This window comes from Faecalicatena contorta (assembly GCF_021531995.1).
Lineage (GTDB): Bacteria > Bacillota > Clostridia > Lachnospirales > Lachnospiraceae > Dorea_A > Dorea_A contorta_A.
In genome coordinates, this window is record NZ_JAFBIZ010000025.1 from 19,370 (window position 1) to 32,536 (window position 13,167).

The window sequence follows — 13,167 nt, forward strand, 5'->3', positions numbered from 1 at the left end:
TTTCAAGGAAGTAGAAAAGAGAGTTCATTAGCTGTAAAACCATAGTAATAGGGGTAAACATAAAAAGTAAATATTCTCGTCTGATAGGCTGGATTATTCAAAATGTGTAAAAAGTTGATATATATGACACTGACGTTACATCCTCCCCAACCATCTTGTAACAATAATATAGCATCCTCTATACAGAAACATGCGGTTTTAAGCCATTTTCATGGCAAAAAAGCCGCATGTTTTTTGTGACAATGACTTGACATCCCCGGGACGACCTTGCATTTCTGAGAGTATACTTGGATAACTTACCTTTCCGTGCTATGATCTATATTAACAAACCGCCTTTTTTTGAATAATCCGGCGTCCGTGTCCCTGTTGTCCGGTGACAGGAAAATGCTAATAGAAAATATGTATTGAATCAAACGCATGCTGTTGACGTAGGAACGATAGTGTGATATATTTATCGCCAGAAAGGAGGCATTGATATGGCAGAGCAGGTGTCCTGCGGGATACTGATGAAGCAGATTGGTGACGAGATGCAGAAAAGGGCAGACAATAAGATGCGTTCGTGGGATATGACGATGGCACAGGCAGGAGCCCTGTTAGCACTGAATGATGCCCCCAAAAAGCAGCTTTCCATGAAACAGTTGGAAAAAGTTCTGTGTATTGCACAGTCTACGACTGCCGGTATTATTTCCCGACTGGAGCAGAAAGGGCTGGTGGAAGGATATGCTGATGCAGAGGATAAACGGATTAAGCTGGTACGCATCACGCAGGAGGGGATAGACAAGGTTCTGGAAACGAAGCGGGACATGATCCAGGCGGAAGAGATGCTTCTATCAGGTTTGACTGAGACGGAACGGGAAATCCTTTATTCACTTCTTAAGAAAGTTAAGGATAGTTTAAAATAAGTACTCACATAAAGTGAGTATTTATTTTGGGATAATTTAATAGCTAACGATTGAAAACACAAGATTATGTTAGAAGGATAGATATTGAACTGTGTGGGATGTCGGGAAATAAGCAGATGCGAAATCTTACATAAAATTAACAAAAATATTCTGCAAATTTGACATAAAAGAATTATAATGATTCTGATTATGTGGATATAAAACCATTGAGAAAGGAACTGTTCAGATGAAGAAAGCAGAGAAAAAAGCAGAAAAAAAGAAAGAAAATACCGCAAAGATTCCATATATGATGAACCGGGAACTGTCCTGGCTGAAATTTAATGAAAGAGTATTGAATGAAGCGGGAAATCCGAGAGTGCCGCTGGCAGAACGATTGACATTTGCAGCAATCTATCAATCGAATCTGGATGAATTTTACAGAGTCAGAGTCGGTACACTCATGGATCAGATGGAATCTTCAGAAGTGGTTCGTGAAAATAAAACAAATATGACCAGCAAAGAGCAGGTAAACGCGATCCTGAAAGCAACCAGGGAACTGGATCAGAAAAAAGCAGTAATATATGAGCAGCTTATGGGAGAACTGGAACCGAAGGGAATCCGACTGATTAATTTTAATAAATTATCAGCAGAAGAAGGAAAATTGCTGGAAACCTATTTTGATCATGAGATAGCACCATATCTGTCGGCGAATATTGTGAGCAAGCAACAGCCATTTCCGTTTTTGAAAAATAAAGACATCTATGCAGTTGCGCTGCTGGAAACGAAAGGCGGCAAGACAAAAACGGCCATCATTCCCTGCAGTAATAATGTTTTTAAGCGTCTGATCGACATTCCGACCAGAAAGGGAACCTTTATGTTGTCAGAAGAGCTGATTCTTCATTTCCTTCCCAAAATGTTTAAAAATTATGAAGTGAAAGAAAAATCCTTACTTCGTGTGACGAGAAACGCAGATATTGATACTGAGACAATCTATGATGAAGACCTGGATTACCGAGAGGCAATGGAAAATCTGATCAAACAGAGAAAAAGAATGAATCCGGTCAGAATGGAGCTTTCCCGGGATCTGAATAAAAAAATGATCCGTTCTCTGTGCAAGGATATCCATGTGGAAAAAGAACATGTATTTCTGTCCAGAGTGCCGCTGGATATGTCATTTGTATTTGCGATTCAGAGTTATCTGAAGAATACGGATCAGGAAGCACTGTTTTATCAGAGACGTACTCCGAGAATGACGCCGGAACTCGATGGAAACAGTCCTTTGATTCCACAGATCATGACAAAAGATGTTCTGTTGTCTTATCCATTTGAGAACATCAAGTCATTTATCAACCTGTTATATGAGGCGGCGAAAGATGATACGGTTGTATCCATCAAGATGACCTTATATCGTCTTGCCAATAAGAGCCAGATTGTGGATGCACTGGTGGAAGCAGCTGAAAATGGCAAGGAAGTAGTCGTGCTGGTAGAGCTGCGGGCAAGGTTTGATGAAGAAAGTAACATCGAATATTCCAGAAAACTGGAAGAAGCCGGCTGCAGAGTCATCTATGGTCTGAACGGATATAAGGTACATTCCAAGCTTTGCCTGATATCCAGAAAAACAGAGGATGGGGTATCTTACATTACACAGATCGGAACTGGAAATTACAATGAAAAAACGTCTGCTCTGTATACGGATCTGTCTTTGATCACTGCCAATCAGGAGATTGGAAAAGAAGCGGCAGATGTCTTTGCTGCACTTTTGCGAGGAGAAACTGTAGAAAAGTCGGATTATCTGCTGGTAGCTCCAAAGTGTCTGCAGAATAAAGTTCTGGATATGATCGATGAAGAAATCTCACATGCGAAGCAGGGAGAAAAGAGCTACATCGGAATTAAGATCAATTCCCTGACAGACAAAGTAATTATTGAAAAATTGGTAGAAGCTTCGCAGGCTGGAGTAAATATAGAAATGATCGTCAGAGGAATCTGCTGCCTGATTCCGGAAGTAAAAGGATATACAGATAATATAAAAGTTGTAAGTATTGTTGGACGTTTTCTGGAACATTCCAGAATCTATCGATTTGGAACAAAGGAACGTGAAAAGGTGTATATTGCATCTGCAGATTTCATGACGAGAAACACGGTTCGTCGTGTGGAGGTGGCTGCTCCGGTTTGGGATGAGAAGCTGAAAGAGCGCCTGGACTGGATGTTCGAGACTATGATGAATGATGATGAGAAGGGAAAAAGCCTGACTTCGAAAGGAATTTATGTGAATCGAAAACTGAACGATGCAAAGCTGAACTCGCAGGAGACGTTTTATGCAATGGCTTACAGCAATGCAGAAAAAAAGTGAAACTAGAAAAGCAGCTTTTTTATTGACGGAAGAGTGCATTGTTTTGTAAAATACATAATAAACAAAAACTGAATATATCCGGTGAACGACTGCCCTAGACACCGAAAGGGGCCGAAGAAGCAAACCCAGAGTTATTGCATCTTGCTCTGGCGGAAACTGACAGGCAAAAGGAAGGCAGCCCGACGGAACTTTGGAGAGAATGCGAAAGCATCGCCTACGAGGCTAGAACCAACTGGCAAAAGGACAGAGAATGATAGATGCCAATAATTTATTTTGGAGGTGGAATCTATGAGAATGATGTTAGTTGGCGCAGGTGCAGTGGGGGAAAGTATTCTTAAGGTAATGAAGTGGCGGGATCCGAATGGCACATGGCTGGAATATGTACTTGTGTGTGATTTTGAACAGAAACGTGCGCAGGAAGTGGTTGATAAACTGGACGGAGATGACAGATTTGAAGCTGGAGCCGTGAATGCGACAGAGAAGGAAGCGATGATGCGGATGATTCGGATCCACCAGATAGATTTTCTGATGGATGCAGCGCCGCCGTTTGCCAGTAATTATATATTTGATGCAGCTTATGAAACGGGCATAGATTATGGGAACATGGGAACATGGTCGGTTCCGATGGATCATCCGGCTTATGGAATCGGAATTGAGAACAGCTATACGGAACCAATGACAAAATACAATTTTGACCGTTTTGATTTCTGGAAGAAACGCGGCAATATGGCAGTAATATGTATGGGAATCGATCCGGGAGTCGTCAATGTGTTTGCAAAATATGCCGCAACGCAGTTGCTGGATGAGATTTATGAAGTTCATGTTAAGGACGGAGGAAATCTGTCGGTTCCGGGAGCGGATCCGGATGATATCATGTTCGGGTTTAATGTGTGGACCGTACTGGATGAAGTGATGAATCCAAATGTAGAGTATGATGCGTCCAGAGGAGGTTTTCTGGTAGAGCGACCGTTTGCAGGAAAGGAAATCTGGGAGATGCCGGATGGTGTTGGTAAGAATACACTGGTGAAAGTAGAGCATGAAGAGGTTGTGACCATGCCGAGGTACTTGAAGCAGTATGGCCTTCAGCGGGCAACATTTAAGATCAGCCTGGATGAAAATCTGATTACAGCACTGAAAGTCATTGACAAACTGGGGCTTCGCAGTATTCACCCGGTTCGGATTGGTGAGACGCAGGTGATTCCCAGAGATGTGGTGGCAGCATGTGCACCGCAACCAAAAGATATAGGAAGTGAGATGACCGGTGAGATGCTTGTCGGAGTACAGTGCATCGGAAAGAAAGACGGGGAGGACAGATCTTATTTCCTGTATCAGGCTTTTGATAATCAGGAATCTATGAAGAGATGGGGATCGCAGGCAGTTGTGGCACAGACGGGATTTGGTGCAGCGCTGGCGATCGAACTGATTGGGAAAGGCATCTGGAAAGATGCCGGAGTTTACTCTCCGGAATATTTTGACCCGCTCCCATATATGAAGTTGATGAATGAAAGCGGGTATGAATATCGGATTGAAGAAATGAAGTTATAAAAGAATATTCTGCATATCTTCCGGTAACGGTGCGGTGAATTCCAGCATGGTTCCGGTGATCGGATGCAAAAAACGAAGCCGGTAGGAGTGGAGCGCCTGCCGGCTTATATATTCCATGTCCGGGTTATACAGATAGTCTCCGATCAGTGGGTATCCCAGATATTTCATGTGGATCCGAATCTGATGCGTGCGGCCGGTTTCCAGTTTCAGTGAGATCAGACTGTGATCATTGGCTTCTTTTACAACCTGATAATGGGTAATGGCAGTTTCTCCGTGTTCCCAGTCTACGGTTCGTTCAATGATGGTGCCGGGTTTGCGGGCAAGAGGTGCATTGATCGTGCCGCTTGCAGGGGTGACGTGCCCCCGTACAATCGCCAGGTATTCTCGGTGAATCTCTCTTCGGTAAACCATTGCGGACAGGATGTTGCCGCTGACCAGATGCTTGGCAACAACTGTAAGTCCGGAGGTGTCGCGGTCCAGTCGGTTGCAGCACCGGAAGATAAATGGCTTTTCCTGTGACTGGTAATACCAGGCCAGTGCATTTGCCATGGAATTGGTGTAGTTGTTCAGGGAAGGGTGGATCGGCATCCCTGCAGGCTTATTGATCACGATAATGTCTTCGTCCTCATATACAATATCTAATGGGATCTGTACAGGGGGAATCTTTTCGGAACAGGCAGTTTCCTGAATGCAGACCTGCAGCCAGTCACCGGTATGAAGAAGCTGGCGCATATAATAATGTTCCCCATTCACAAGAATGCTTTTTGGCATTCGTTTGATTTCTGTAAGATTCTGTCCGGAATATCCATGTCGTCTTAAGAATTGCTCGACGCGAAGTCCGTCATCTGTTTTTTCTATCATATATTCGATCGTTCGATTCATTGCATTTTCCTCACATTTTAGCTATGATATCTACGGATTGCATTATACCATAAAAAGTTAGGAGTTGAAACTATGACAGGATTAAGTACATTATGCTATATAAAAAAAGACGGAAAGTATCTGATGCTTCACAGGACGGTGAAGAAAAACGATGTGAACAAAGATAAGTGGATTGGTGTCGGAGGACACTTTGAAAAAGAGGAAAGTCCGGAAGAGTGTCTGTTAAGAGAAGTTCGGGAAGAGACCGGCTATACGCTTACTTCCTATCGGTACCGGGGCATTGTCACTTTTGTATCCGGAAATGGGGTGACAGAGTACATGTCTCTTTTTACGGCAGACGGATTCGAAGGAGAGCCGATTGCATGTAATGAAGGAGAATTGGAGTGGGTAGATATTGAGGAAGTATGGAAGCTGAATATCTGGGAAGGAGATAAGATTTTCTTTCGTCTGATCGATGAAAATCAGGATTTCTTTTCTCTGAAAATGGTTTATGACGGCAGGGATCGCTTAGTGTCCGCAGCTTTGAATGGAAAGCCGATGGAATTATTTGATATTCTTAATCCAGATGGCAGCAAGAGCGGACTTGTAAGAGAACGGGGAGTAACGCACAGGGAAGGAAGTCTGCATGCAACGGTTCATATGTGGGTTGTAAGACCGAACCAGAAGAGCGGATATGATGTACTGCTGCAGAAGCGGAGTGCAGTTAAGGATTCGAATCCGGGAAGTTATGATATCTCATCTGCCGGGCATGTGGCAGCGGGAGATGAATGTCTGGAATCAGCTGTCAGAGAGATGGAAGAGGAACTGGGAATGTGTGTCAGGAAAGAAGATCTTCATTACGTAGGAATTCATCACGGAAAATTTGAAGCAGTGTTTCACGGAAAGGTATTCCGTGACAATGAACTGAGTTCTGTCTACGTATATACAGAGCCGGTGGAAATCAACAGCCTCAGACTTCAGGAATCAGAAGTGGAAGAAGTAATATGGATGGATTATGAAGAGTGTCGTCAGAAAGTACATGAGGGAACGATAGATCATTGTATCTATGAAGATGAATTTCGCATGGTAGGAGAGTACTTGAATACCTCTATATAAAAAATGGCTAATTAATTCAAGAGAACTTGACAACACGGTAGTCACAATGTATAATTCATTGTAAATTATCAATAATTTTACTTATTTACACATCTTGTATCAAACAGAGAGGATGATTTTGTTGAGAAAAGGTGTGGGGGAAAAGGAGGACGAGTAAAAATGAGTACTCAAACAAAAAAGAAGCTTCCAATGGGCTTCTGGGCATGCTCTACGACAGAGATTTTTGAACGTTTTGCTTATTATACCGGACGTTCTATTCTGTTAGTTTTCGTAGCAGCAAGTGTAGCATCAGGTGGTCTTGGCCTGTCAGAAGGAACTGCTGCAACTATGCAGTCACAGTTGACAGCATTTTCTTACGGACTTCCTATTCTTTGTGCCATTATTTGTGACCGTTTGATCGGTGCAAGGTATACTACTCCGATTGGTATGCTCCTCTGCGGTATTGGTTACTGGATTGGATCTATGGCAACAAGCAGCGGAATGGTATATGCGATGATCTGGTGTATCAGTATCGGTCTTGCATTCTATAAGACTGGTCCATTGATCGGACGTATCGTATCCAGCGATCAGCTCAACAATGCATATTCTGTACGTTATGGTCTTGTTAACATCGGTGCATTTGCAGGCCCGTTCCTTGCAGGTATTCTGTATCAGGATGTATTTGCAAGTGGAGATATGATGGGATACAGACCATGCTTCAAGATTGCAGCAGTCCTGATGTTCTTAGGAGCAATCTGGTTCACGATCGGAACACGTTTCATGGGTGAAGCTGGTAAGACTCCATTTAAGAAAGAACTGACAGAGGAAGAAATTGCACGTGAAGCAGAGCTGAAGGCTAAGAATAAGGAAGAGAAGAAGATGCCTTATACAACGCTTGAGAAGAAGAGAATTGCTGCAATCATTCTCATCTGCATATTTGCAATCGTATTCTGGGTATTCTGGTATCTGGCATACCTGCCGGTATATTATTTCTGGGGCGAGAACGCAAACTGGGTAATCGCAGGTTACAACGTTCCGCTTACATGGTTTGATGCGGCAAATGCTTTATTCTGTGTACTTGTTGGTATGTTTGTAACTCCGAAGCTCTGGAGCTATCTTGCAAGCAGACCAAAGGGAGATATGAGTATTTATAAGAAATGTGCATTGGGTATTGGTACTCTTGGTGTTGGATATCTGTTCTTTGCACTGATGGATGTTATCCGCGGCGATGGACAGATCAGCTGCCTGTGGCTCTTGATCTTTGCAGTCCTGATCACATTAGGTGAGATGTTCTTCTCTCCACTGGGAAATGCATTTATTGCGAAATACGCACCAAGCCGTATTTACTCTACAATGCAGTCTGTATGGGGACTTGCAATTTTCTTCGCAGCAATCAGTTATGGATACGTATACAATGCATTGTTCGGAGGAGCGATCAAGTTCACAACTGCATGTATTATCATTGCAGTGATTGCATTCGTTGCAGTTGCACTTCTGGTTGTTCTGGACAAACCGTTAACAGCATTGGTTGAAAAGAAAGACGACGAAAAATAAGAAAAATAAAGTAGAATCATAGAGTAAAATGATGTAAAATGATATTAGGATTGCAGGAATACATACAAGTTGCCTGACAATCCTAATATTATTAGGGAAAAAACATTACTATTTTACAGGAGGCGTTATAACATGAGTATTCCAGAGAGATTAACAAATCTGCGCGCGAAGATGGAGGAAAAAGGAATTGATATCTATGTTGTTCCGACAGCAGATTTTCACCAGAGCGAATATGTTGGGGAATATTTTAAAGCAAGAAAATATATCACAGGTTTTTCCGGTTCAGCAGGTACAGCTGTCATTACCAAGGATGAGGCACGTCTTTGGACAGATGGACGTTACTTCATTCAGGCAACTGCACAGCTGGAAGGGACAACTGTTGAATTGATGAAGATGGGTGAGCCGGGAGTTCCGGAGCTTACAGATTATCTGAAAGATATATTAAAAGCAGGCGATACCCTTGGATTTGACGGACGTGTAGTATCTGTCGGAGAAGGACAGGAGTATGCAGAAATTGCAGAAAAGAAGGGAGCAAAGGTTGCTTATCATGAAGATCTGATTGATCTGATCTGGACAGACCGTCCGGAGCTTTCAAAAGCACCGGCATTTGCTCTTGGAATTGAATATGCAGGAGAATCAGCAGCGGATAAATTAAAGAGAACCCGCGAAGAGATGGAAAAAGCAGGAGCAAATGCACATGTGCTTACAACTCTGGATGATATCTGCTGGACATTGAATATTCGTGGAGATGATATTGAATTCTTCCCATTGATCCTTTCTTATGCAATCATCACAATGGATGGCATGGAACTATATATTGACGAAAATAAATTAAATGATGAGATCAAAGCGCAGCTGGCGGAGTTAAACGTAAAACTTCATCCATACAATGACATATATGAAGATATCCGCAAACTGGATGACAGTACAGTGCTTATGCTTGATCCGGGTAAGCTGAACTATGCTTTATACAATAACATTCCTGAGAACGTGAAGAAAGTGGAAAAGAGAAATCCGGCGATTCTGATGAAAGCGATCAAGAATCCGGTGGAAGTGGAGAATATTCGCAAAGCACAGATCAAGGACAGCGTTGCACATGTAAGATTTATGAAGTGGCTGAAAGAAAATGTTGGCAAGATCACAATTACCGAGATGAGTGCAACAGATAAGCTGGATGAATTTCGTGCTGAGATGGGCAACTTTATCCGTCCGAGTTTTGAACCGATCGCATCTTACGGAGAGCATGGTGCAATCGTACATTATACTTCATCACCGGAGACAGATGTGGAACTGAAAGAAGGCAGTTTCTTCCTTACGGATACAGGTGCAGGATTCTGGGAAGGTTCTACAGATGTAACGAGAACATATGCGCTTGGTGAGGTTTCACAGAAGATGAAAGATGACTTTACACTGGTTGCAATCAGTAACCTGTCACTTGGAAGTGCAAAATTCCTGGAAGGATGTACAGGTATGGTACTGGATGTTCTTTCCAGAAAACCATTCTGGGATCGTAATTTGAACTTCAATCATGGAACCGGACATGGTGTGGGTTACCTTTTGAATATTCATGAGGGTCCTGCAGGATTCCGGTGGAAATACCGCAAAGGAGAAACAGAGGTACTCCATGAAGGCATGGTTATTACGGATGAGCCGGGAATCTATATCGAAGGTTCTCACGGAATCCGTCTGGAGAATGAGCTTCTGTGCTGCAAGGGTGAGAAGAATGAGTACGGACAGTTTATGTACTTTGACGCAATCACATTGATTCCAATGGATCTGGATGCAATCAATCCGGATATCATGACTGCAGAAGAGAAGAAACTTCTGAATGATTACCATAAGAAGGTATATGATACGCTTACTCCATATCTGAATGAAGAAGAAACAGAATGGCTTGCGAAGTATACAAGAGCAATTTAAGATTGGATATATGAATATTGTCAAAACCGGGATATATCATTTTCGATATATCCCGGTTTTTGCATGGAAATGCTTTCTGGCATAAGGATAAAAACAGGTTCAAATTCCCATATAAATCTTGACAGAAAATTGCGAGAAGAGTATAATAATACACAGATTATTGATAATTAATTATCTTTAATGCGGGAATGATCAACTGTAGAAAAGTCAAGATCAATGGAGAGGTGAAAAAATGAGTATTCCTGAAAGATTGAAAAAATTACGTATAAAGATGGAAGAAAAAGGAGTCGATGTATATATTGTTCCGACAGCTGACTTTCATCAGAATGAATACGTAGGCGAGTATTTTAAAGCAAGAAAGTATATTACGGGATTTTCAGGATCAGCAGGTACGGCTGTGATTACAAAAGATGAGGCACGTCTCTGGACAGATGGACGTTACTTTATTCAGGCGGCACAGCAGCTTAAAGATACCACGGTAGAATTGATGAAGATAGGTGTGCCTGGTGTGCCGACACTTCCGGAGTACCTGAAGGAAGTCCTGAAATCTGGTGATACACTTGGCTTTGACGGACGTGTAGTATCTGTTGGCGAGGGGGAAGAATACGCCAAAGTTGCAGAAGAAAAGCAGGCAAAAGTTGCATATCATGAAGATCTGATTGATCTGATTTGGGAAGACCGTCCGGAACTTTCCAAAGCGTCTGCATTTTCACTTGGAATCGAATATGCAGGTGAAACAGCAGCAGATAAATTAAAGAGAATTCGTGAAAAGATGGAAAAAGCCGGGGCGAATGTACATGTCCTTACAACTCTTGATGATATTTGCTGGACTTTGAATATCCGTGGTGATGATATTGAGTTTTTCCCATTAGTACTTTCTTATGCCATTATCAGGATGGATAGTATGGAATTGTACGTTGATGAAAATAAATTAAATGATGAGATCAAAGCGCAGCTGAATGAATTGAATGTACATCTGCATCCATACAATGATATCTATGAAGACATTTGCAAGCTGGATGGAGAAACAGTAGCATTGATTGATCCCGGAAAATTGAATTATGCTCTGTACAACAATATACCTGAAAATGTTAAAAAAGTGGAAGCAGAGAATCCAACAATGCTTATGAAATCTGCAAAGAATCCGGTAGAAGTAGAAAATATCAGGAAAGCGCAGATTAAAGACAGTGTGGCGCATGTCAGATTTATGAAGTGGCTGAAGGAGAACGTAGGTAAGACTAGAATTACTGAGATGAGCGCTACAGAAAAACTGGATGAATTACGTGCTGAAATGGGCAATTTTATCCGCCCGAGCTTTGAACCGATTGCATCTTATGGTGAGCATGGGGCTATCGTTCATTATATATCTACACCAGAGACGGATGTGGAATTAAAAGAAGGAAACTTTTTCATGACAGATACAGGGGCTGGATTCTGGGAAGGTTCTACAGATGTAACAAGAACTTATGCGCTTGGCGAAGTGACACAGCAGATGAAAGATGACTTTACATTGGTTGCGATCAGTAACCTGTCGCTTGGCAGTGCCAAGTTCCTGGAAGGATGCACGGGAATTGTACTGGATCTTCTTGCCAGAAAACCGTTCTGGGATCGTAATCTGAACTTTAACCACGGAACCGGACATGGAGTAGGATATCTTTTGAATATCCATGAGAGCCCGGCAAGTTTCCGCTGGAGATATGTCAAAGGTGACACGGCAGTATTGCAGGAAGGTATGGTTATTACGGATGAACCAGGTTTCTATGTGGAAGGATCCCATGGTATCCGTCTGGAAAATGAGCTTCTGTGCTGCAAAGGCGAGAAAAATGAGTATGGACAGTTTATGTATTTCGATGAGATTACATTAATTCCAATGGATCTGGATGCAATTAATCCTGATATTATGACAGAAGAAGAGAAGAAGCTTTTAAATAATTATCACAAGAAAGTATACGACACCATTTCTCCTTATCTGAATAAAGAAGAAACAGAATGGCTTGCAAAGTATACAAGAGCAGTTTAATATCCAAATGGCCTATTGATAGAAAAGTGCCGGGATGCATTAGTGTGTGCATCCCGGCACTTGCAGTTACTAAAAAACATTACGAAATCTCAGATGTCGTTTTAAGGAAAGAAAGGTGACTCAATAATATCAAAAGAGTACGGAAAGTCAGATTCAGACATTTCTTTTTCTCTGATCATACTTTCCACAGATTTTCTGTAATGACTCGAAATGATATTGCAGATTGCCTGACAGTCTCTGCTCTGATAAATGTCGAAGATTTCCTTGTGAACCTCGTATTGCCTGTGCGTTACGGAATCTTTGTGGGCGGTCTGCTGATAGAATGTGAAAAATGTAGCAAAATCCAAAGAAGACCAAGCTTTTGTAAGATAAGGCATATGTGCTTCGTGGATCAAGACAGTATGAAATTTGTTATCATAGATAATAGGTTCTGTAAAGTCAGAGCCATCCATATCCTTCATGTAATCCAGTATGGAGGCCATTTCCTCCATCGCTTTATCCGAGATATTGCCTGCACAGGCGCGTGCTGCAGTAAGCTCATAAGATCCTCTGATTAACAGTGCTTCAATTACATTCTGGAAAGAGATATCCCTTACGGAGCAGCCGACATTACGGGTATATTCTACCAATCCCTCCTGCTCCAGCTGGCGAAGCGCTTCACGTACCGGACCATGGCTGACACCAAAATTAGTGGCTAATTCTGATTCCGTGATTCTCATTCCGGGCTCGAGTTCATGGTATAGTATTTTTTTTCGAATAGCATCTGCAACTTGTTCTCGCAGAGTTTTGTGATGAATTATATTTTTCATATGCAACGTTCCTTTTTTTGTTTATAATAACATTCTACCACAAGAAGAAACTGTAATAAACATAAAAATTATTCATAAATATTAATTTTTCTTTTGTATTTATGAAAATACATGAATGCTTAGGGGCAGTAG

At 41.9% G+C, this 13,167-nt stretch carries 9 protein-coding genes; 7 read left to right on the plus strand and 2 right to left on the minus strand.

Annotated elements, in window-relative coordinates; translation table 11 throughout:
- Positions 1-476 precede the first annotated feature (476 nt).
- The 3 genes from JQM82_RS05210 to JQM82_RS05220 all read left to right on the plus strand — a co-directional run bounded on the left by JQM82_RS05210 (position 477) and on the right by JQM82_RS05220 (position 4,776).
- Complete coding sequence (locus tag JQM82_RS05210) at positions 477-902, plus strand: MarR family winged helix-turn-helix transcriptional regulator (RefSeq protein WP_235248988.1); 426 nt, start codon at positions 477-479, stop codon at positions 900-902.
- Positions 903-1,128: 226 nt separating this feature from the next.
- Positions 1,129-3,231: a polyphosphate kinase 1 gene (gene ppk1 / locus JQM82_RS05215; RefSeq protein WP_235248989.1), complete on the plus strand. Its 2,103-nt coding sequence runs from the start codon at positions 1,129-1,131 to the stop codon at positions 3,229-3,231.
- A gap of 288 nt (positions 3,232-3,519) precedes the next feature.
- Positions 3,520-4,776, plus strand: coding sequence for a saccharopine dehydrogenase family protein (locus JQM82_RS05220; protein WP_235248990.1), 1,257 nt, complete (start codon positions 3,520-3,522; stop codon positions 4,774-4,776).
- Here JQM82_RS05220 and JQM82_RS05225 read toward each other — a convergent pair.
- A complete protein-coding gene (locus JQM82_RS05225; protein ID WP_235248991.1) occupies positions 4,771-5,658 on the minus strand; it encodes an RluA family pseudouridine synthase in 888 nt (295 codons plus the stop codon). The genes JQM82_RS05220 and JQM82_RS05225 overlap by 6 nt on opposite strands.
- A 72-nt stretch (positions 5,659-5,730) precedes the next feature.
- Between JQM82_RS05225 and JQM82_RS05230 the strand changes: the two genes are divergently transcribed.
- From JQM82_RS05230 to JQM82_RS05245, 4 genes are all read left to right on the plus strand, one after another.
- Positions 5,731-6,753: an NUDIX domain-containing protein gene (locus tag JQM82_RS05230; RefSeq protein WP_235248992.1), complete on the plus strand. Its 1,023-nt coding sequence runs from the start codon at positions 5,731-5,733 to the stop codon at positions 6,751-6,753.
- Positions 6,754-6,912: 159 nt separating this feature from the next.
- Positions 6,913-8,286, plus strand: a complete 1,374-nt coding sequence (locus tag JQM82_RS05235; RefSeq protein WP_235248993.1) for a peptide MFS transporter — start codon at positions 6,913-6,915, stop codon at positions 8,284-8,286.
- Between the two features lie 132 nt (positions 8,287-8,418).
- On the plus strand, positions 8,419-10,206 hold the full coding sequence (locus tag JQM82_RS05240; RefSeq protein WP_235248995.1) for an aminopeptidase P family N-terminal domain-containing protein: 1,788 nt from the start codon (positions 8,419-8,421) through the stop codon (positions 10,204-10,206).
- A gap of 232 nt (positions 10,207-10,438) precedes the next feature.
- Entirely contained in the window at positions 10,439-12,226 is a 1,788-nt protein-coding gene (locus JQM82_RS05245) for an aminopeptidase P family N-terminal domain-containing protein (protein WP_235248997.1), read from the plus strand.
- 101 nt (positions 12,227-12,327) lie between these two features.
- On the opposite strand, the gene JQM82_RS05250 is transcribed toward JQM82_RS05245, so the two are convergent.
- Positions 12,328-13,035 (minus strand): GntR family transcriptional regulator, encoded by a 708-nt coding sequence (locus JQM82_RS05250; protein WP_235248998.1) that lies wholly within the window; start codon positions 13,033-13,035, stop codon positions 12,328-12,330.
- Positions 13,036-13,167 lie beyond the last annotated feature (132 nt).

Coding starts and splice junctions, on each gene's coding strand:
- JQM82_RS05220 (WP_235248990.1), top strand. CDS start 3,520: ATGAGAATGATGTTAGTTGGCGCAGGTGCAGTGGGGGAAAGTATTCTT.
- ppk1 (WP_235248989.1), top strand. CDS start 1,129: ATGAAGAAAGCAGAGAAAAAAGCAGAAAAAAAGAAAGAAAATACCGCA.
- JQM82_RS05230 (WP_235248992.1), top strand. CDS start 5,731: ATGACAGGATTAAGTACATTATGCTATATAAAAAAAGACGGAAAGTAT.
- JQM82_RS05250 (WP_235248998.1), bottom strand. CDS start 13,035: ATGAAAAATATAATTCATCACAAAACTCTGCGAGAACAAGTTGCAGAT.
- JQM82_RS05210 (WP_235248988.1), top strand. CDS start 477: ATGGCAGAGCAGGTGTCCTGCGGGATACTGATGAAGCAGATTGGTGAC.
- JQM82_RS05240 (WP_235248995.1), top strand. CDS start 8,419: ATGAGTATTCCAGAGAGATTAACAAATCTGCGCGCGAAGATGGAGGAA.
- JQM82_RS05235 (WP_235248993.1), top strand. CDS start 6,913: ATGAGTACTCAAACAAAAAAGAAGCTTCCAATGGGCTTCTGGGCATGC.
- JQM82_RS05225 (WP_235248991.1), bottom strand. CDS start 5,658: ATGAATCGAACGATCGAATATATGATAGAAAAAACAGATGACGGACTT.
- JQM82_RS05245 (WP_235248997.1), top strand. CDS start 10,439: ATGAGTATTCCTGAAAGATTGAAAAAATTACGTATAAAGATGGAAGAA.